Origin of the sequence: Parahoeflea alexandrii (assembly GCF_027214025.1) — a bacterium.
GTDB classification, from domain to species: domain Bacteria; phylum Pseudomonadota; class Alphaproteobacteria; order Rhizobiales; family Rhizobiaceae; genus Hoeflea; species Hoeflea alexandrii_A.
Genome location: NZ_JAPWHB010000005.1, coordinates 279,691 through 298,243, shown reverse-complemented (window position 1 = coordinate 298,243; position 18,553 = coordinate 279,691). Strand labels below are relative to the sequence as shown.

The window sequence follows — 18,553 nt, the reverse complement described above, 5'->3', positions numbered from 1 at the left end:
CGATCGCATGGCCACCGATCAGGCATCCAGCATATGTCCAACCTGATCAATCGCGCGGACCGCAGCATCCGGAAAGCGGCTCACCATGGCGCGCAAGTCCGCGGCGCTTTGCAGAACGCCTGTGGTGGACAGCCCATCGGCGATCGCGGCCGAGCGATGAATGACACTGACCCTTCGCCAATTGGCCGGGGCCGCCATGCCGGTTTCAGGGTCGAGAATATGCCCGGCTAGTCCTGGCCCGAACATTGTTCCGCGCGGACTTGAAGTTGCCACGGCCCGGTCGCGCAGATGGATGGTGGTGTCTGCCGGGCCATCTTCAAGATCGGCCAGACCGATCGCCCAGTCCCCGCCGCCAGGCGATGCGCCGACTGCGGCAATCTCGCCGACGGACACAAGCCCTGACTCAAGGCCCTGCGCCATGAGGAGACCGACAACCCGGTCGGTGATGAAGCCCTGCGCAATGCCGTTGAAGGTCAGGGCGGCGCCGGGCCGGAGCCGGATACGATCCGCCGATACCTCCACCTTGCTCCAGCCGGTTGCTGCGCGGGCCGCGGCCAGGGTCTTTTGATCCGGAACACCGCCGGCGCGCGCATAGGCCATCCACAGCGGCTGGATGCTCGGATCGAACCGTCCGGAACTTGCCTGATGGATGGTGGACACGAGCGAACAGAGTTCGAGCATATCCGGCCCCGGCCGCTCGAGAATACCCGTCGCGTTGAGCCGGACCAGCGCGCTGTCAGCCCGATAGAGGCTGAACAGCCGTTCCAGTCTTTCGATTTCAGCGCGCGCTGCAAGCAGCAATCTCTCGGCCTCGCGCGCCGGCAATCCAACCAGCCGAAGATCGGCATGGGCCCCAAGCGCGATCCCCTGCCAGCGTGCTCCCATATTCTCGGAGGCAATCGCATGGTGCGCACCGAGCAGACAGCCTGCCGTGATACTGATGAATCGGCGTCTGGAAAGGTTCATCGTATCGCTCCCGTGACCAGATTGCTGCTCTCTTGATTCAGCTCGACGGGGCCGAGAACATAGGCGTCGGGGATGTCGTCCAGCCGGACAACCTTTCCGCCATGTTGCGCGACGAAGGCTGTTGCGCCCTGTTCGGCTCCAAACGGAATGACTTCCGGCGTTCCCATGCCACCGGTCTTGCGTGATCCGATCACGAACCAGGCATGACTGGCGTCAATCCAGGTATCATCGCCGGGGAAATCCCAGTCCTTCGCCTTGCCCATGTCGTTGACGTAGACGACGACGGCGTCCTCCTGCTCCTCCGGGGAGCGGATGAACGCAATACCGTCCCGCACCTGGCTGAACCAGATCGGATGCGGGTTGTTGACGAGGTGGATCTGCGCCTTGGGCCCGGTGTGCTCGAGAACGGTCATGTTGCAGTAATGCCCGACCGCTTCTTCCGAAAGCGCCACCGGTTGTGGCAGTTCGGTGCTGGATTGCTGTTCACTGCAAGCCGCAACCGCGACCGCCACGACAACCATGGCTGAGAGCCGCACGAAAATGTTCATGGCCTGACCCTTTTGAGAATGAAGGTGGAAAGTCCCAGGGCGATGGCGGTCCAGGCAACCGGGCTGACCATGGTTGCAAGACCGGAGAGCGGCAGCGCCGAGCCGGCGCCGCCCAGATTGCTGCCGACGGCGAGCGCGTCGATGGCGCTCATGTTGTAGAGCCGGAACGCATCGGCCGGATTGAACACCAGCAGCCAGGGGAACACGGTCCGGGCGAAGAAGCCGTCCTGGCTCGCCAGCAATCCGCCAAGAAGCGCGAGATCATAGAGCACCACGGCAAACAGCCAGATGGCGATGGCGAGCGCTGCCGCGGTCCCGGTCTGGCGCACGCTGGCGCTGGCGATATAGCCGATGGCGATGAAGGTGGCGCCGAGGATCGTCGAGCTTGCAATCAGTCGGCCGACGCCGATCAATGCAACGGCCTCCCCTCCCCCATTGGCCAAGAAAGCCACGAGACCGGCAATGCCGTATCCGAAACTGACCGCGATGGCGAGAACGGCGACATGGCCCAGAAACTTGCCGACAAGAACGGCGCCGCGGGAAACCGGGCTGGCGAGCACGAGCTGCAATGTGCCGCGGTCGATCTCGCCGGCAATCGCGTCGTAGGACAACAGCAACGCAATCAGCGGCACCAGATAGACCGAGAGCGTCGACAGGCTGGCGACCACTACGGTGACGGCATCGGTCTTGACTTCGCCACCCGGCGCACTGCCCAGCAGCACGAGGATGAGTGCGAAGGCCAGAAGGATCAGCGACGACAGGATGATCCAGCGGTTGCGAAGGCCGATCCGGATTTCCGTTGCAGCGATGGTGATTACGCCGTGCATTGGATCTCACCTCTCTGGATTTGTTCAATCCCGTTGTTGGAGAAATAGCGGTAGACCTCGTCCAGTGTCGGAGAGGCGACATCCACGTCCTCAACCTGCGCGCCAAGTCCGCTGATCTTCGACAGGATGCGCATCTTGTCTCCCTTGGCGCAGTAGAGTTCCACCGATGCGCAATTGATGCGGCCGCCACCGATCTCGGCATGGACGGAGGCAACGGCGCCGGCAGCGGCGCGCACGCGGATGCGGATCGGAAGATCGGCCTGATGCTGCAGTTCAGCCAATGGCCCGTCGGCAACCAGCCGGCCCTTGCGCATGATGGCCACCCGGTCGGTCTTGGCTTCGAGTTCGCTCAGCCCGTGCGAAGACAGCAGCACCGCGCAACCCCGCCGGCTGACATCGGCGATCAATTCATAGAAATGCTGCCTTGAAAGCGGGTCGAGGCCGGAGGTCGGCTCGTCGAGCAACAGCAGGCGGGGGTTTCCGACCAGTGCCTGCGCCAGCCCCAGCCGTTGCCGCATACCCTTGGAATAGGTGTCCACCCGGCGGTCGGCCGCTTCGACGAGTTCGACCTTGTCGAGCACCGCCTGCACACCCTCGGGCGCTGCGCCCTTGAGCCTGGCGTAGAAACGCACGACTTCGCGGCCGGTCAGCATTTTTGGAAACGCCACCTGCTCGGGCAGGTAGGACACAACGTGCCGCGCTGCGTCACTCCCCGGCATGAAACCGGCAATGGAAATGGAACCGGCGGTTGGCTTGATGAAACCCAGGATCAGGCGGAACAGCGTGGTCTTGCCGGCGCCATTGTGGCCAAGCAAGGCAACCTGTTCACCGGGCGCCACGCCGAGCGAGACATCGGTCAGCGCCTCGACGGCCTTGAACTTCATGCTCACATTCCGGGCTTTGACGATCTCGGTCATTGCAGCGATTCTTTCCATTTGCGCGCGGTCTCGGGCAGCGCATGCGGTTTCATCAGGGGCCGGTCATCGACGATGCCGCCGGGCAGCAGCGCCGGAAATTCGCTCTGCGCCCAGCGCACCAGTTGCACCGCCGGGCTGCCCAGCAGCAGCTTCGCCGATGGCTGGGTCCACAACACCTGGTCCATCGCGTCATTGGGGCGGAAGGCCTGGTCGGCGATGCCGTCGCCATTGACGTCATAGGCGGCGTGGTCGCTCCAGTAGTTGCCCGACCAGACGTGATCCCTGGTGCTGACAAATTTGATCTGGGTGCGGTTGCCGACAAAGGCGTTGCCGGTGATTTCGTTGTTTGCCGATCCACCGGTGAAGTGGATGCCGATCTCGCACCCTTCGATGCGGTTGCCACTGATCATGTTCTTGTTGGCATTGTAGACGAACAGGCACTTTTCGCCGCCGCCGACCACGGCGTTGCCTTCGATGACGGCGTTGTTGGCATAATTGAGCATGATGCCGTGATCGCGGTCATCCAGCGAGATGTTGTCGCGCAGGGTAACGCGCTTGGAAAACATGATGGCGTAGCCGAGATGGTTGCCGATCGAGATGTTGCCGGAAACCTCGCTGTCATCGGCATTCATGTAGTGAATGGCAAAGCGCAGGCCCTCGAAGCGGTTGTCGGTGAATGTGTTCTTGCGGCTGGTGTTGACGAAAATGCCGTCCCGGCCCTGCCGGATCACATTGCCTGATACCCTCGCTCCGGGTGCGTTCCAGACATAAACGCCATTGCCGCGCCGGTTCATCAGCCTGTCGTCGCGGCCGATGATGGTGTTGTTTTCGACACGAGCGTCGCGGGCGCCATGGATATCAACGCCGTAGAGATTGCCTTCGATATGGTTGCTGCGGACGATGGCGCGGGTGCCGTTTTTCGTCATCTGCACGCCGCTGTCGATGGTCTCGTGCGAAGAGCCCGAGCCGGTCAGCCTCAAACCGTCGATCACCACATCGGGCGCATCAATGGTGATGACCGAGCCGACGCCCGTGCCGGTCACCTCAGCCTTGCCCTGGCCATCGATTTCGAGCGGCTTGGACAAGGTTATGCCGCCCTGGTAGATCCCGCCGGACAACAGAAGCCTGTCGCCCGGCTGAGCCAGTTCGACCGCCCGCACCAGTGCATCCGGACCCGGCTCGACACGAATATCGGCGGCGTTCGCCGATCCCGCGAGGAGCGTGGATCCGATCAGCATTGCGAATGTGCGGGCGGTCAGTTTCATGGTCGTATGGCCTCACGCATTCCGCGGTTCGACAAACATGCGGCCGCGCATTTCCATATGCAGTGCATGGCAGAACCACTGGCAGTAGAACCAGTGAACGCCGGGGCGGTCCGCCGTAAACGTGATCGACGCGGTCGCCTGCGGCGCCACTTCCATGGCGATGCCGTAGTTGGAAATGCAGAAGCCGTGGGTCACGTCGTCAACATCGTCGAGGTTGGTGACGTAGACCGTGACTTCCTGCCCCTGCTTGACCGTGAACTTTTCAAGGCCGAACTGCGGGGCGACCGACGTCATGTAGACGCGCACCTTGTTGCCGTCCTCGATGACGATGTCATCGCTTTCGAGGTCCACGCCGTCGGCTTTCGCCTGGGCGACGGCATCGGCGAACATCGCATCATCGCGCGACCAGGCATTGACCGGATTGACGATGTCCGCACGCACGATGATGCTGTCGTGCGGCTCGGCGAATGTCGGGCCGTCATGAACCACCTTCATGTCATCGGCCGAGATGTCGATGAGCTGCTCGTTCTCCGGTTTCAGCGGGCCGACATTGAGGAACCGGTCCTTGGAGAACTTGTTCATCGAGATCAGCCATGCACCGTCAGCCTCGGCGGTTTCGCCCATCGAGGTCGAGTTGTGGCCAGGCTGGTAGTGCACATCGACCTTGGAGACGATCGGATCGACGTCCTCGCCGGCATAAGCGCGGATGGCCTTGTCGATGTCCCACTTGACGATCTGGCTGTCGAGGAAAAGCGTGGTGTAGGCAAATCCCTTGCCGTCAAAGGCCGTGTGAAGCGGCCCGAGACCCAGTTCAGGCTCGGCGACGATGCAGGAGCGCGGATCGGCATCCTCGTCGAACAATGCATCGAGCTTGGTCACGTCGATCACCGAAACGGTCGGCGACAGCTTGCCGTTGATCATGATGTGCTTCTTGTCCGGCGCCGCATTGACGCCGTGCGGGCTGTTGGGAATCGGGATGTAGCGGGTGTACTTCTTGTTCTGGCCCTTGCGGCCGTCGATCACCGGCACCCCGTTGAGCATCTGCACATCGCCGGCGGCGACGCCGTCCTCGATGGCTTTCAGGTTGAACACCACCACGTGGTCGAGTTCGCTCTCGGTCATCTCGGCAAGGTTCATGCCCATTTCCGAGTTGTAGCTCGAGGAGAAGGCATACTTGCCCTGATAGTCGCAATCGGTGTTGTCGAGGTTGCCCGACACCATGACCTGCCAGGCCACCTTCATCTCGTCGCCATCGATGGCGGTGAAGATGTTCACATACTGCGAAGGATCGTCGAGGATCTTGCCGTCATTGACGAGTGGTGCCTCATGCTCGCCATTGGCGAACACATAGCCGGTGCGCGGATATTTCTGCGGCCGCATGCCGTGGATGTCATGGGCATTGGGGATCTCGATGATCCTGTCGCATTTCATCACGTCGCAGCGGATGCGCGCGACCCTGGTGTTGGCCTTGTCGTTGGCGAAGATGTAGCGGCCGTCATAGGTACCGTCTGTAAACGACATGTGCGGATGGTGAAGGTCGCCATTGTCATAGGTCTTCATGCCCTTGGCCGCGAGAAACGCCTTTGTCTCCTCGGTCAGGCCTTCGGTCAGGATCTTCAGGCTTTCATTGGTCTGGCCCCAGCCCGTGGCCGAGCAGCGGTTGAACACCGGCACCCGCATCAGCTCACGCATCGACGGAAAGCCGAGAATGCGCAATTCACCGCTCTGACCCGACGACCAGAACCCGTAATAGGGGTCGAGCTCACCCGGCTCGAAGTTCAGTTTCGGTGTCGAAGCATGCGCCTTGCTGACAAGCGTACCCTTGAGCAATTCGGATCCCATTCCGGATCCGGCCAGGAAGGCTCCCCCTGCCGTGGCGGTCATCAGGGATCGCCGGGACAGGCCTTTTCGTCTGGTTTCTTCTGCTGACATGTTCTGTCTCCTTCAGGTTGATGGTTGTGTTGTCGGATTGGTTCCCACGCGCGGCTGCCCTATGCCGGTCGATGCCGGAGCGACGGAGTCGAGCCCGTTCTGCTTGCGGAATTTCGCCCGCTTGGCTTCTTTCTTGATGCAAACCGGGCACTTGGTGGCGCTCTGGTAGAGCACCTGGCAGTGCAGACACTGCAGGCATTCATTGGGATTGATATTGCCTTCCGGATGGATGGCCTGGACCATGCACTCCTTGGCGCAGCGCTGGCATGGATCGCCGCATTCCTTGTAGCGCTTGAGCCAGTCGAACATTCTGAGCCGCGCAGGGATCGCCAGCGCCGCGCCGAGCGGGCACAGGTAGCGGCAGTAGAAGCGCTCGATGAACAGGCCGGCGCCAAGCAGCACGACCACGAACAGGATATACGGCCAGCCACGCTGGAACTTGAGGATGATCGCGGTCTTGAACGGCTCGATCTCCGCATAGCGCTCGGCCATTTCCAGCGAGTACAGCGACAGGCCGAACAGGCCGAGAAAGATCATGTACTTGATCGGCCACAGGCGCTCATGCAGACCCCAGGGCAGCGTGTATTGCGGGACCTTGAAAAAGCGCGCGATCTTGTTGGTCAGTTCCTGCAACGCGCCGAACGGGCAGAGCCAGCCGCAATACACACCGCGGCCCCAGAACAGCAGCGACGCCGCCACCGAAAACCAGAGGATGAAGACCAGCGGGTCCATCAGGAAGGCCGACCAGGAGAAGCCTGCCATCACCGCCGAGAAGAATGCCAGGATGTTGACCACCGACAATTGCGCATTGGCGTACCAGCCGAGGCCGACCAGCGTGAACACCAGGAAGCCGACGCGGAACCAGTAGGTGAAACGCTCATGCCGGGTTACCTGCATCTGGAAGAAGAATACACCGGTCAGGATGACGAGGGCGGCCACCAGGACCACGACCTCGACGCGCTTCTGCAGCCAGACGCGCTTCCACAGATGGCTCAGTTCGCTGGTATCCGATACCGCCACGTCGCTCTGGATCTGCGGGTTGACGGCGGCGGTTTCGACCGCAAGCTTCTCGGTATGGCGGTCCGGAATTCGGTAGCCGAGATCAAAGGTGATGAAGGCCTTGTCGATGGCGCCAACGGCGCGCTGCACCAAGAGCTGCAGCCTGAACGGCTCCGCCGGATCAAAGCCGCTGCCCGCCTTCACCTTGAAGATATCGAGTTCGGTGAACGACGGCGCATCTTCCGCCGCGAGCTTGCCAATCCGCTTGTGCTGCTTGTCGTGGAAGCGAACCGCGGTGTCGCCCTGGATCAGCTGGATGCGGTCGAATATGCCGCCGCGGACATAGCCCGATCCCTTGAAGGAATACTTGCCGCGACCGACAACGAGGATCGCCTGGTCGCCTTCATCGAGCCATTCGAGCAGGTTGGCGTATTCATCGTCGCCAAGCAGCGTGCGGCCGATCTCCGGCGCGCTGACCAGCGCCATCTGCATGTCGATGAAGGTGTCTTCGGGCGCCCCCTTTTCCGGGCGCTTGATGGCGCGAGGGTCACCGGTCTCCTCGAATGCCGTGTTCACCTGACCGATATCGAGCCGAAGGCTGCGGATCGAACCATCACCCGCAAGCGTCTGCCAGTCGGATACCGTGACGTCGTCACCGCTTGGCATCGACAAAGCCTTCGTCGGTCCCGAGCTTGCCAGTTCGGGCTCAAGGCCGCCAAGGCCAAGAGACCTCGCCACTTTCAGCCCTGCCCGGACAATGGAATCGTCGATGACGATGATCGTCACGGTGGCGCCCGAGACGATGTCGAGATCATGCGCCGAGCCACCGGCGGCGGCCTCGGCGATGAGATCGAGCCCGGCGTATTTCTCCGTCACCGCGGCGATTTTGGATTCGGGGATGCCGACCAGCACGATCGGTTCGGAATGCTTGACGAGGCGGACGCCGGTGACCTTCGCGTTGTCGTCAACTCCCATGAGCGTGTGGATCGGCTTGCCGGAATAGCCGGTCGTCGTGACGAAATCGGATGTCAGGAAGACGTAGCCGACGACCTTGCCGTCCTTCAGGGCTTCAACCACGGGAATGTCCGACCGCAATTGACCGTACTCGGTGGCGCCGGGAACGATGTCGCCGACACTCGCCTTGTCCAGGAACTTCATGACCAGGGGTTCGGCCTGCGCGGCGCCGATGGGCAGAAGAAGGCTTGCCAGCATCGCAAATGCTGCAACCATGTAATTGCGAACGCTGATCGACTTGGCCATCATGTCTAAACTCACCCGGTCATTTCCGGCGTGAACCTAGCCTCGTGGCCTGGCGACCTCTTTGCATTTGCGCAAACTCGCAAATGAAACGCGCCCGGAAACCTCAGCGATATCAATATATTATATTGTTTATATATAATGTTTTCGTTGCTGCATTTGGCTCAGGACCCTTGCCTGTATCCGAACGAAATGCTTTTTGTTCCACCTCAGCCAACGGGTTGACCGAGCAGAGCCACACTCCCGCGTTCGCATTATCGCGCATGGGGAAGCGATTTTGTGAAGGCGGTCCGCATGCGGCGGCCAAACAGCAGCCGCGCCATGCGAGACATCCGTCGAACGGTTGCAAACCGCTGATACAGCTTCAAGATTTGCCGGAAGGGTCGGGGTTCGATAATGGAAAACTGGACTGAATTTTCGTTGGCATTGGCGGTTTTCTTCGTCTTGCATGCGGTGCCGGTCCGGCCGGCGGTCAAGTCTCATATTGTCGGCCGCTTCGGAGCGCGGACCTTCTCGATTGGCTATTCGATCGTATCGGTGCTGGCGCTGGCCTGGCTGATCGTCAGCGCCGGACGCGCGCCCTATGTAGAAATCTGGCAGCCGGCGCCCTGGCAGTCGGCCGTGACGCTGGCGGCAATGCTGCTTGCCTGTATCGTCTTCGCACTCTCCATCGGGCGCCCCAATCCCTTTTCCTTTGGCGGTTCCAGAAATAGCTCCTTTGATCCGAGGCGGGCCGGAATTGTCCGCTTGCACCGGCATCCGTTGCTGGTGGCTCTCCTGCTGTGGTCCGGCTCGCATATCCTCCCCAACGGCAACCTAGCGCATCTCATAATGTTCGGCATCTTCGCCGCCTTCACCCTTGTCGGAATGCGGCTGATCGACCGGCGCAAGAAACGGGAAATCGGTGAGGACCGGTATCAGGACCTGCTGGCGGACATGCGCCGGGCATCCCTTGCAGACAGCTTCGGCGCGCAAAGCCTTCTGGTGAGGCTGATCGCCGGCTTGGCGTTGTTTGCGATCCTGCTGGCACTGCATCCGGCCGTGATCGGGGTGTCGCCGCTGGCGGCCGTTCTCTAGGGCCTCGCCGACCGCCGCGGCATGACGAGCGCCGGGCCGACGACTACAGCAAAGCCGCAGAATGCCGCCATCCACGCGAAAGCCGCGACATGCAATGACAGGCCCGTATGGCTGTCGGTCATGGCGGCGAGAATGCGCGCGGCCGCCGCGACCAGCACCGCCAGAAAAAGCAAGCTGACGGCGGGACCGGCACGCAGCGCCTGTCCGGTATGCCCCAGCGAGGCACGTACCATCATCGCCAGGGTCATGCCACCGACAGCGCCGACACCGAGCGCATGCACACCGGCAAGCGGCGAGATATGCTCCGGTAGGAGAATGGCCGCAGCAATAAGCGCAAATCCGGCGGGTACAAAGAGATAAGCCGCGTGCAGGATCCAGACCAGCGGATCGCGCAAGGTGCGATCGCCGGCCCAGCGCCCGAGCCGAATGAAATGCAGCAAGGCCGCGATGGCCATGGTTACAGCGGCGCCGAGTGACTCCGGAGACGCGGTCCAGACACCCAGGGCCGCTATGCCCGCGGCAATGGAGACCACGTCGAAGCGCGAAAAGGCCGCAGGCAGGCGCCCGGGATTCTCGCGAACCAGCCAGTTGCGGGTGAAACTCGGGATGACTCGCCCCCCAATCAGCATAATCAACGTGATCGCGGCGAGCGCCGCCAGCCGGCGGCTGATATCGGAGACGCCGTCAAAATGCGCTTCCAGATGAAAGGCGATGTTGGCGGCTGCCAGGACCAACAAGGGCAGCAGCACCTTCAGGTTTCGCCAGTTCGCGCCGGCGATGATTTCACGGGCAATCACGATCGCCACTGCGATCAGGAAAGCACAATCCACGACCAGCGCCGACTGCCAGCCGATATACGCTGAAAAGGTAACCGCCACCCGCCCCGCCAACCAGAGCAGGAGCAATGCCAGGAGGGCGTTTCCCTGCAGTGGCATGCGGCCGGTCCAGTTTGGCACGGCGGTGAACAGGAACCCGGTGACGATCGCCGGCAGGAAACCGAAATAGAGTTCGTGCACGTGCCAATCAACCGGCGCAAACAGCGTCGCCAGCGCCAGCTCGCCGTAAAACTGCGGCAGCCAAAGCAGGATCGACAGCCCCGTATACAGCCCGCCGAAAAGAAAGAACGGACGAAAGCCGTAGCTCAGGATGGCCGGTCCGGCATATGTGCGGGTTCGAGGAATTGCCATGATGGGATCCAGTGTCTGTTGAGTTGCGGGACGCCTGTTCGGGTTGCGTTGGCGCCACCAAATCCCTAACAGTTTGGCCAGCCGGATCTTTGCATTGTCGCAAACTGGAGAAAACCATTGAGCCGTCTTGATGCGTCGCTTCTTGCCGACCTGCCTCCCTTTTCCGGAATGAGCCGGGACGCGCTCGACGATATGCTCGCACGGGCCGTGTCGTTCCGGAGCGCGAAGGATGCCTATGTGTTTCGGGAAGGCGAGGAAGCGCACTCGTTCTTCCTGCTGCTTGATGGCTATGTGCGTGTGGTCAAGGTGACGCCCGACGGCGAACAGGTGATCGTCCGCTATATCGCGACCGGCGAACTGCTCGGTATTGCAAAGGCAATCGGGCGGGACAGCTACCCGGCCAATGCAGTGGCCGCGGTCGATTGCGTCCTGCTCGCCTGGCCTTCCAACGCCTGGGACGCCATCGTTGCCGCACACCCGGGTTTTGCCACCAACACCTATTCCATGGTCGGCAGCCGGCTGGTCGGCACCCAGGACCGTGTCGTCGAACTGGCCACGGAGCGGGTGGAACAAAGGGTCGCCAACGCCATTCTAAGCCTTGCACGGGAAACCGGCCGCAAGACCGATGAAGGAATCCTGATCGACTTTCCGATCTCCCGGCAGGACATCTCCGAGATGACCGGCACGACGCTTCACACCGTCTCCCGCCTGCTCAGCAGCTGGGATTCGAAGGGCTGGATCAAGGGCGGACGCCAGAAGATCACGCTTGTCGAAGGCCACAGGCTGATGATGGTCGCATCCGCGCGCGACTGATGCCGTTCACCGCGAACCGGCCGCAGCGATCGCCGACATGAGCGACGCAAGGAACTCTTCGGGGTTACGGGAATGCTCGAGAGCCGCATCCGAAACGCTGTGAAACGCGCTCAATGGGCAGCCGACACAATGGATCCTGGATGCCAGCAACACCGGAAGCACTTCAGGATGCCGGCTCATCACCACATCCATCGGCGTCTCCAGTGTGATGGTCTGCTTGCCCATTGAGCTGCCCGGTTTGTCAAACCCGGACGCTAGCAGACCCTGTCGGGCGCAATTTGTTCAATCGCAATCAACTGGTGATTTGGCATCGCCTGGCCGGAAGGGCCCCTGCGTGGCGCCTGGCCTATAGGGAATCGCGCAAGCGGCCAACCCAGCCCTTCTTCTCCGCGACGTCTTCAGCTGGCGTGTCTTCGGCTGCCGGTGTCGGGCCGACAATCTCGCTGAATTTCGCAAAGAAATCACCGGCCAGCTTCTTCGCGGTTCCATCGATCAGACGGCTGCCGAGCTGAGCGATCTTGCCGCCGATTTCAGCCGACACGGTGTAATTGAGGATCGTTGCATCGCCATCGGGTACCAGGTCCACCTTGGCTCCGCCCTTGGCGAAGCCGGCCATGCCGCCCGATCCTTCTCCGCTGATCGTATAACCGTTGGGCGGATCGAGATCGGACAGGGTCACCTTGCCGGTGAAGCTCGCCTTGACCGGACCGACCCGCAGCGTCACCTTGGCGTTCATCTCGGTGTCGGAGGTCTTCTCGATCGACTCGCAGCCCGGAATGCACTGGCGCAGGATATCGACGTCATTCAAGGCGGCGTAGACCTGCTCGCGGGAAGCTTCGATGCGTTGTGATCCGTTCATTTCCATCTTGGTGTGTCCTTGCCAGAGTGTGGGCCAAAGCGTTGGCCAGAGCGTGGGTCAGAGTGTGCGTTGGCCGCGGCGGCGCAGTTCGATCATCTCGGCGACGATCGAAAAGGCGATCTCGTCCGGCGTGATGGCGCCGATATCGAGACCCGCCGGCGCGCGAATGTTTTCGAGCCGAGCAGGCGGAATGCCGCTTTCGATCATGTCGGCCTTTAGCGCCGCCGCCTTCTTGCGCGAGCCGACAAAGGCGAGATATTTGGAAGGCGCCTCAACCGCTGCCTTGAGTGCCGCACTGTCGCCGCGGCCCTGTGTGGCGATCACCACATAGTCCCGCTCGCTTCCGTCTATCGGCACGGCATAGCCGTCAATCAGCCGATCGGTTTCGCCGAAGCTCGCGTGTTCGGTCGCCGGGGCGCAGACGGTGATGAAGAAGCCCATCCGCCGCGCAAGGTCGGCGAGTGCTACCGCGACCGGCGAGGCGCCGCAGATCAGCAGGTTGGGTCGCGGCAACACCGGCTCCACGAACACGTCCATCGTCCCCTGGCTCGGACAATGGTTGCTGGCATAGATGACGCCGTCACGCGTTTCTCCTGCCTTGACCCGGTGCTCGGACAATTGATCGCCGGGCTGGATGCTGACAAGCCGCGACTGGCCATCGGCAAGCGCTTCCCGTGCCGCCTTGAGCACGGCTCCACGGGCACAGCCGCCGCCTATCCATCCTTCGGTGATGGTGCCATCAGCCAGGATCAGCGCCTTGGCGCCGGCCTTCGCGGCGGTAACCGAGACCGTGCGCACCACCGTTGCCAGCGCGAAAGGCTCGCCCCTGGTCTTGTAGTCGTTCATCAGCTCCAGAATATCGGCGTGTTGCGGCATGATCATATCCTCGCCAGATAGGGTTCAAGGGATTTGAGGCTTTCGAGATTGTGCGCCGGGGCGAACAGGTCGACATAGGGCAGCGCCGCCTTCATGCCTGCGGCCTCGGGCGCGTAGCCCTGCCAGCCGATCATCGGGTTGAGCCACGCGATGCGGCGGCAGCGGCGGCGCAGGGCCTGCATCTCGACACCCAGCACCTCGGCGGGACCAGTGTCATAGCCGTCCGAGACGATCATGACGCAGGTGCGTGAGTGAATGCAGCGCTTTGCATGCCAGCGGTTGAAGGTGGCGAGGCTTTCACCGATCCGCGTGCCGCCGCCGGTGCCTTGCGCCAGCAACGACATGCGTTCCACTGCACGCTGCGGATTACGCTCCTTCAGCGCCGGCGAGATGTGGATCAGGCGGGTGTGAAAGACGAAGGCTTCGGCCTCGCGAAAACTGTCGAGCACGCCGTGCATGAAGCGCAGGAAGACCGCGGAATAAAGGTTCATCGAGCCCGACGCATCGAGCAGGACCACCAGCCGAAGCGGCTTGTCCTTGCGCTTTCGCCGGATCAGTTCCAGCGGCGTGCCGCCATGGGCAATGCTCTTGTGGATCGTCCGCCTGAGGTCGAGCCGCTGGCCCGAACGCCGCGCGTGCATTCGGCGCGTCAGCCGCGCGCGCATGCTCTTTGCCAGCCGCTCGGCAAGCAGGTGTGCTTCCGCCAGGTCTTTGGGCTGGGTGAGATGCCTGAAATCGGTTTTCGACAACAGCTCGGTGCGTGAGGCGCCCTCCCGCTTTGACTGGCCGGTCTCGGAGACTTCGCTTCCCTCGCCGCGCTCGACATGGTCGGCCATGTCGCTCTCACCAATTCCGCGCCGGCCCGCCGCCTGGGTCTGCAGCCCGGGAGGCGATTTCTGCGGCGCGCCGGAAATGCGCGTCGCCGATTTCATGCCGCGGCTCAACCAGTAGGCGTCGAACAGCTCGTCAAATTTCTCCCAGTCGGCCTGGCGGCTACACAAAAGGGTCTTCAGAGCCGGACGCAAGCGCGAGGGGCGTGCCGCATCGCCGCCGGCCAGGATCGTCAGCGCATCCCGGGTTTCAGCCAGGCCAACGATAAAACCATTGTCGCGCAGGGTTTGGGCAAAGCCGTTCAGCTTCGTCCGGGCGCCTGCGCCGAGAGGATTTTCGGATGCCATCGCCAGGCTCATCTCAGGCCACCTTGCCGAGAAGGCGGTCGGAGACCTCGCGGGTCATGCGGGACTTGTCCTCGGCGGTCTTTATCAGGCACATCAGCGTTTCATGCACCGCTTCGGGCTCATCGCGCAGGTGGCGGATCTCGAGCCCGGCCAGCGTTGCCGCCCAGTCCAGCGTCTCGGCGACGCCAGGCGTCTTGCGCAGCTCTTCCTTGCGGATCAGGCTGACCATGTTGGCGATCTGCAAGGCCAGATCGGTGTCGATGCCGGGCAGGCGCGACAGGATGATCCGGGCCTCGCGGTCGACATCGGGATAGTCGACATAGTGATAGAGACATCTGCGGCGCAGCGCGTCGCTGAGCTCGCGGGTCCCGTTCGATGTCAGGATGACGCGGGGAATCGTGGTCGCCGTGATCGTCCCCAGCTCGGGGATCGAGACCTGAAAATCAGACAGCAGCTCGAGCAGGAACGCCTCGAACTCCTCGTCCGCACGGTCCACCTCGTCGATGAGCAGCACCGGCGCCTTGTCCTGCCGGATCGCCGCCAAAAGCGGCCGTTCCAGCAGATAGGTCTCGCTGAAAATGTGTTCCTCGACCGAAGAGGCATCGGCACCTTCGCGGGCCTTGATGGCCAGCAATTGCCGCTGGTAGTTCCACTCATACAGCGCCGCGCTCTGGTCCAGACCCTCGTAGCATTGCAGCCGGATCAGCCGCGTGTCATGGGCCAGCGCCAAGGCGCGGGCCACTTCGGTCTTGCCGACGCCGGCCTCGCCCTCAAGCAGCAAGGGCCGCTTGAGGCTGTCCATCAGCCACAGCGCCGTCGCCAGGTCGCGGTCGGGAATGTACCCGACCGCAGCCAGCTCTGTGGCGACATTTTCCTGAGGGATTTTCACCGCTCTCTCCCCGCGCCGATCGTCAGGTGTGCAGGCCCAGCTTCTGGCCGACGGTCCACAACCGCCATGCATCGTGGGGCATCTGGATGTGACCGGCGCCGAGGAACGCATAGGCGTCGTTCACTGCGTTGGAGAAGCAGGGCACGCCGCCGACATGCGGGCTCTCGCCCACGCCCTTGGCGCCGATCGGATGGTGCGGCGACGGGGTCACCGTGTGGTCGGTTTCCCAGTGCGGGGTCTCCACAGCGGTCGGCAGGAAGAAGTCCATGAAGGACGCGCCCATGACATTGCCATGCTCGTCGTAGCGGATTTCCTGGCCCATGGCGCAGGCAAAGGCTTCGGTGAGCCCGCCATGCACCTGACCCTCGATAATCATCGGGTTGATGCGGGTGCCGCAATCATCGAGCGCATAGAAGCGCCGGGTCTTGGCGACACCGGTGTCGACGTCGATGTCCATGACGCAGAAATAGGCGCCGAACGGATAGGTCATGTTCGGCGGTTCGTAATAATTCACCGCCTCCAGGCCCGGCTCCATGTTCGGCGGCGGGCTGTTGTAGGCAGCCCAAGCAATTTCCTTCATCGTCTTGAACTTTTCCGGCAAGCCCTTGACCCGGAACCGGTCGACATCCCATTCGAGATCGCCCTCGTGCACTTCGAGCATGTGGGCGGCGATCATCTGCGCCTTCGCCTTGATCTTGCGCGCGGCGACGGCCGTCGCTGCACCCGCCACAGGGGTCGAGCGCGAGCCGTAGGTGCCCAGACCATAGGGCGCGGTGTCGGTGTTGCCTTCCTCGATCATGATGTCGTCGGCTGGAATGCCGATTTCCGTAGCGATGATCTGGGCATAGGTGGTCTCGTGTCCCTGGCCCTGGCTCTTGGTCCCCATGCGGGCGATCACGGAACCGGTGGGATGGATGCGGATCTCGGCGGAATCGAACATCGCGATGCCGAGGATGTCGCAATTCTTGGAGGGTCCGGCGCCGACGATCTCGGTGAAGAAGGAGATGCCGATGCCCATCAGTTCGCGGGTTTCGCCGCGCTTGAACGCCTCGCGTTTCTTCGCCTGCTCCTCGCGCAGCTCCTTGTAGCCGATGGTGTCCATCGCCTTCTTCATGGCGGTGTGATAGTCGCCGCTGTCATATTCCCAGCCGAGCGCCGACTGGTAGGGGAACTGCTCGGCCTTGATGAAGTTCTTGATGCGCAGCTCCGCCGCGTCCATGCCGAGCTTCTGGGCAAGAAGTTCGACCGCGCGCTCGATGGCGAACACCGCTTCGGTGACGCGGAACGAGCATCGATAGGCCACACCGCCCGATGCCTTGTTGGTGTAGACGCCGTCGACGGCCAGGTGCGCGGTCGGGATGTCGTAAGACCCGGTGCATATGTTCATGAAGCCGGCCGGCCATTTCGACGGATCGGCGCAGGCGTCGAAGGCGCCGTGGTCGGCGAGCACATGCACGCGCATCGCCTGGATCTTGCCGTCCTTGGTGGCGGCGAGTTCCGTCGTCATGTGATAGTCGCGGGCAAACGACGTGGTGGAGAGGTTCTCCATCCGGTCCTCGACCCACTTGACCGGCACGCCCAGCACGATGGAGCCGACAACCGAGCAGACATAGCCGGCATAAGCGCCGACCTTGTTGCCGAAGCCGCCGCCGATATCGGGCGCGATGACATGGATCTTGTGCTCGGGCAGGCCCGAGATCAGCGAGACGACGGTGCGGATGACGTGCGGCGCCTGGAAGGTTCCCCACAGCGTCAGCTCACCCTTGACCTTGTCGAAGGACGCCACCGACTGGCAGGTTTCGAGCGGTGACGGATGGGTGCGGTGATCGACCAGCATTTCCTTGATGGTCACATCGGCATTGGCAAAGACCGCGTCGGTGGCCTCCTTGTCGCCGATGGTCCACTCGAAGATGTGATTGGGATGTTTGCGCGGGCCGTGCGCGCCGACCATCTTGTCCTGAATGTCCTCGCGCAGGATCGGCGCGTCGGGATCCATCGACTTGAAGGGATCGACGATGCAGGGCAGTGCTTCGTACTCGACGTCGACCAGTTCGGTGGCGTCCGAGGCGATGTAGCGGTCTTCGGCGATGACGAAGGCCACTTCCTGGTTCTGGAACAGCACCTTTTCCTCGGCCAGGACCGCCTGCACGTCGCCGGCCAGCGTCGGCATGTAATGCAGGCCGAGCGGCTTGAGGTCGGCGGCGGTCAGCACCGCAACGACGCCCGGCAGGGCTTTCGCACGGCTGGTGTCGATGCTCTTGATCCGCGCATGGGCGTGGGGTGAGCGGACAAAGTCGCCGAACAGCATGCCGGGCAATTTCAAATCGTCGACATAGCTGCCCTTGCCTTGCGTGAAGCGGATGTCCTCGACGCGCTTGCGCTTGCAGCCCATGCCCTGGAGCTTTTCCGTACGTTCGGCGCGGTCCTGATCAATCTTGGTCTGGTCGTTCATTCTGCTGCCTCCTGAAACGGGGTTCCGTTGATCTTGGCTGCGGCATACTGGATCGCCTTGACGATGTTGACGTAGCCGGTGCAGCGGCAAAGATTGCCGGCAATGCCGTTGCGAATCTCGTCTTCGGTCGGCGCCGGATTTTCCTGAAGCAGGCGGTGCGCCCGCAGGATCATGCCGGGTGTGCAGAAACCGCACTGCAAGCCGTGCATCATGCGGAAGCCTTCCTGCAGCGCGCTCAGCGTCCCGTCGGGGTTGGCCATGCCTTCAATGGTGGTGATGTTGGCGCCGTTGGCCTGGACCGCGAAGGTCATGCAGCTCTTGACCGACATATCGTCCATCTCGACGGTGCACGCGCCGCAATGGCCGGTGTCGCAACCAATATGCGCGCCGGTGAGGTTCTGTTGTTCACGCAGGAAGTGGATCAGCAGGGTGCGCGGCTCGACCAGAGCCTCAACCTTCCTGCCGTTGATGGTCAGTTCGATGTGTGATTTTGCCATTGGAATTCTCCCCC

17 protein-coding genes are annotated in these 18,553 nt (G+C 62.4%); 2 read left to right on the top strand and 15 right to left on the bottom strand.

Features of this window, described 5'->3' with window-relative positions; all coding sequences use genetic code 11:
- Positions 1-18: 18 nt before the first annotated feature.
- Genes O4H62_RS17805 through O4H62_RS17775 form a run of 7 tightly spaced genes read right to left on the bottom strand, consistent with a single transcriptional unit; the run spans position 19 to position 8,684 of the window.
- Positions 19-966 carry an FAD:protein FMN transferase gene (locus O4H62_RS17805; protein WP_269389893.1) on the bottom strand — a complete coding sequence of 316 codons (948 nt, stop codon included), beginning with the start codon at positions 964-966 and terminating at the stop codon, positions 19-21.
- Entirely contained in the window at positions 963-1,514 is a 552-nt protein-coding gene (locus O4H62_RS17800) for a nitrous oxide reductase accessory protein NosL (RefSeq protein WP_269389891.1), read from the bottom strand. The genes O4H62_RS17805 and O4H62_RS17800 overlap by 4 nt, the downstream gene beginning before the upstream one ends.
- On the bottom strand, positions 1,511-2,341 hold the full coding sequence (locus O4H62_RS17795; protein WP_269389890.1) for an ABC transporter permease: 831 nt from the start codon (positions 2,339-2,341) through the stop codon (positions 1,511-1,513). The genes O4H62_RS17800 and O4H62_RS17795 overlap by 4 nt, the downstream gene beginning before the upstream one ends.
- A complete protein-coding gene (locus O4H62_RS17790) occupies positions 2,329-3,258 on the bottom strand; it encodes an ABC transporter ATP-binding protein (protein WP_269389889.1) in 930 nt (309 codons plus the stop codon). The genes O4H62_RS17795 and O4H62_RS17790 overlap by 13 nt, the downstream gene beginning before the upstream one ends.
- Positions 3,255-4,523, bottom strand: a complete 1,269-nt coding sequence (locus O4H62_RS17785) for a nitrous oxide reductase family maturation protein NosD (protein ID WP_269389888.1) — start codon at positions 4,521-4,523, stop codon at positions 3,255-3,257. Before O4H62_RS17785 ends, O4H62_RS17790 begins: the two co-directional genes overlap by 4 nt.
- A 12-nt stretch (positions 4,524-4,535) precedes the next feature.
- Positions 4,536-6,455 (bottom strand): TAT-dependent nitrous-oxide reductase, encoded by a 1,920-nt coding sequence (gene nosZ, locus O4H62_RS17780; RefSeq protein WP_269389886.1) that lies wholly within the window; start codon positions 6,453-6,455, stop codon positions 4,536-4,538.
- 12 nt (positions 6,456-6,467) lie between these two features.
- Positions 6,468-8,684, bottom strand: a complete 2,217-nt coding sequence (locus O4H62_RS17775; RefSeq protein ID WP_430538476.1) for a 4Fe-4S binding protein — start codon at positions 8,682-8,684, stop codon at positions 6,468-6,470.
- Between the two features lie 423 nt (positions 8,685-9,107).
- Between O4H62_RS17775 and O4H62_RS17770 the strand changes: the two genes are divergently transcribed.
- Positions 9,108-9,788 carry an NnrU family protein gene (locus O4H62_RS17770; RefSeq protein ID WP_269389883.1) on the top strand — a complete coding sequence of 227 codons (681 nt, stop codon included), beginning with the start codon at positions 9,108-9,110 and terminating at the stop codon, positions 9,786-9,788.
- On the opposite strand, the gene O4H62_RS17765 is transcribed toward O4H62_RS17770, so the two are convergent.
- Complete coding sequence (locus O4H62_RS17765) at positions 9,785-11,239, bottom strand: NnrS family protein (RefSeq protein WP_331284470.1); 1,455 nt, start codon at positions 11,237-11,239, stop codon at positions 9,785-9,787. The genes O4H62_RS17770 and O4H62_RS17765 overlap by 4 nt on opposite strands.
- On the opposite strand from O4H62_RS17765, the gene O4H62_RS17760 reads away from it, so the two are divergent.
- Complete coding sequence (locus O4H62_RS17760; protein ID WP_331284469.1) at positions 11,213-11,788, top strand: Crp/Fnr family transcriptional regulator; 576 nt, start codon at positions 11,213-11,215, stop codon at positions 11,786-11,788. The genes O4H62_RS17765 and O4H62_RS17760 overlap by 27 nt on opposite strands.
- Before the next feature lie 6 nt (positions 11,789-11,794).
- On the opposite strand, the gene O4H62_RS17755 is transcribed toward O4H62_RS17760, so the two are convergent.
- The 7 genes from O4H62_RS17755 to O4H62_RS17725 form a co-directional block, all read right to left on the bottom strand.
- Complete coding sequence (locus O4H62_RS17755) at positions 11,795-12,013, bottom strand: DUF1858 domain-containing protein (RefSeq protein WP_269389877.1); 219 nt, start codon at positions 12,011-12,013, stop codon at positions 11,795-11,797.
- 121 nt (positions 12,014-12,134) lie between these two features.
- Positions 12,135-12,647, bottom strand: coding sequence for an SRPBCC family protein (locus O4H62_RS17750; protein ID WP_269389876.1), 513 nt, complete (start codon positions 12,645-12,647; stop codon positions 12,135-12,137).
- Between the two features lie 57 nt (positions 12,648-12,704).
- Positions 12,705-13,523 (bottom strand): XdhC family protein, encoded by an 819-nt coding sequence (locus O4H62_RS17745; protein ID WP_430538465.1) that lies wholly within the window; start codon positions 13,521-13,523, stop codon positions 12,705-12,707.
- Positions 13,524-13,525: 2 nt separating this feature from the next.
- On the bottom strand, positions 13,526-14,713 hold the full coding sequence (locus O4H62_RS17740) for a vWA domain-containing protein (protein WP_269389874.1): 1,188 nt from the start codon (positions 14,711-14,713) through the stop codon (positions 13,526-13,528).
- A gap of 1 nt (position 14,714) precedes the next feature.
- Positions 14,715-15,584, bottom strand: a complete 870-nt coding sequence (locus O4H62_RS17735; protein ID WP_430538475.1) for an AAA family ATPase — start codon at positions 15,582-15,584, stop codon at positions 14,715-14,717.
- Between the two features lie 28 nt (positions 15,585-15,612).
- Positions 15,613-18,042 (bottom strand): aerobic carbon-monoxide dehydrogenase large subunit, encoded by a 2,430-nt coding sequence (locus O4H62_RS17730; protein WP_269389870.1) that lies wholly within the window; start codon positions 18,040-18,042, stop codon positions 15,613-15,615.
- A complete protein-coding gene (locus O4H62_RS17725; RefSeq protein WP_269389868.1) occupies positions 18,039-18,539 on the bottom strand; it encodes a (2Fe-2S)-binding protein in 501 nt (166 codons plus the stop codon). The genes O4H62_RS17730 and O4H62_RS17725 overlap by 4 nt, the downstream gene beginning before the upstream one ends.
- Positions 18,540-18,553: the final 14 nt, after the last annotated feature.

What these genes read in the sequence shown, in the direction of transcription:
- O4H62_RS17755 (WP_269389877.1), bottom strand. Translation starts at nt 12,013, where the DNA reads ATGGGCAAGCAGACCATCACACTGGAGACGCCGATGGATGTGGTGATG.
- O4H62_RS17785 (WP_269389888.1), bottom strand. Translation starts at nt 4,523, where the DNA reads ATGAAACTGACCGCCCGCACATTCGCAATGCTGATCGGATCCACGCTC.
- O4H62_RS17790 (WP_269389889.1), bottom strand. Translation starts at nt 3,258, where the DNA reads ATGACCGAGATCGTCAAAGCCCGGAATGTGAGCATGAAGTTCAAGGCC.
- O4H62_RS17730 (WP_269389870.1), bottom strand. Translation starts at nt 18,042, where the DNA reads ATGAACGACCAGACCAAGATTGATCAGGACCGCGCCGAACGTACGGAA.
- O4H62_RS17775 (WP_430538476.1), bottom strand. Translation starts at nt 8,684, where the DNA reads ATGGTTGCAGCATTTGCGATGCTGGCAAGCCTTCTTCTGCCCATCGGC.
- O4H62_RS17725 (WP_269389868.1), bottom strand. Translation starts at nt 18,539, where the DNA reads ATGGCAAAATCACACATCGAACTGACCATCAACGGCAGGAAGGTTGAG.
- O4H62_RS17800 (WP_269389891.1), bottom strand. Translation starts at nt 1,514, where the DNA reads ATGAACATTTTCGTGCGGCTCTCAGCCATGGTTGTCGTGGCGGTCGCG.
- O4H62_RS17805 (WP_269389893.1), bottom strand. Translation starts at nt 966, where the DNA reads ATGAACCTTTCCAGACGCCGATTCATCAGTATCACGGCAGGCTGTCTG.
- O4H62_RS17770 (WP_269389883.1), top strand. Translation starts at nt 9,108, where the DNA reads ATGGAAAACTGGACTGAATTTTCGTTGGCATTGGCGGTTTTCTTCGTC.
- nosZ (WP_269389886.1), bottom strand. Translation starts at nt 6,455, where the DNA reads ATGTCAGCAGAAGAAACCAGACGAAAAGGCCTGTCCCGGCGATCCCTG.
- O4H62_RS17795 (WP_269389890.1), bottom strand. Translation starts at nt 2,341, where the DNA reads ATGCACGGCGTAATCACCATCGCTGCAACGGAAATCCGGATCGGCCTT.
- O4H62_RS17750 (WP_269389876.1), bottom strand. Translation starts at nt 12,647, where the DNA reads ATGAACGGATCACAACGCATCGAAGCTTCCCGCGAGCAGGTCTACGCC.
- O4H62_RS17745 (WP_430538465.1), bottom strand. Translation starts at nt 13,523, where the DNA reads ATGCCGCAACACGCCGATATTCTGGAGCTGATGAACGACTACAAGACC.
- O4H62_RS17740 (WP_269389874.1), bottom strand. Translation starts at nt 14,713, where the DNA reads ATGAGCCTGGCGATGGCATCCGAAAATCCTCTCGGCGCAGGCGCCCGG.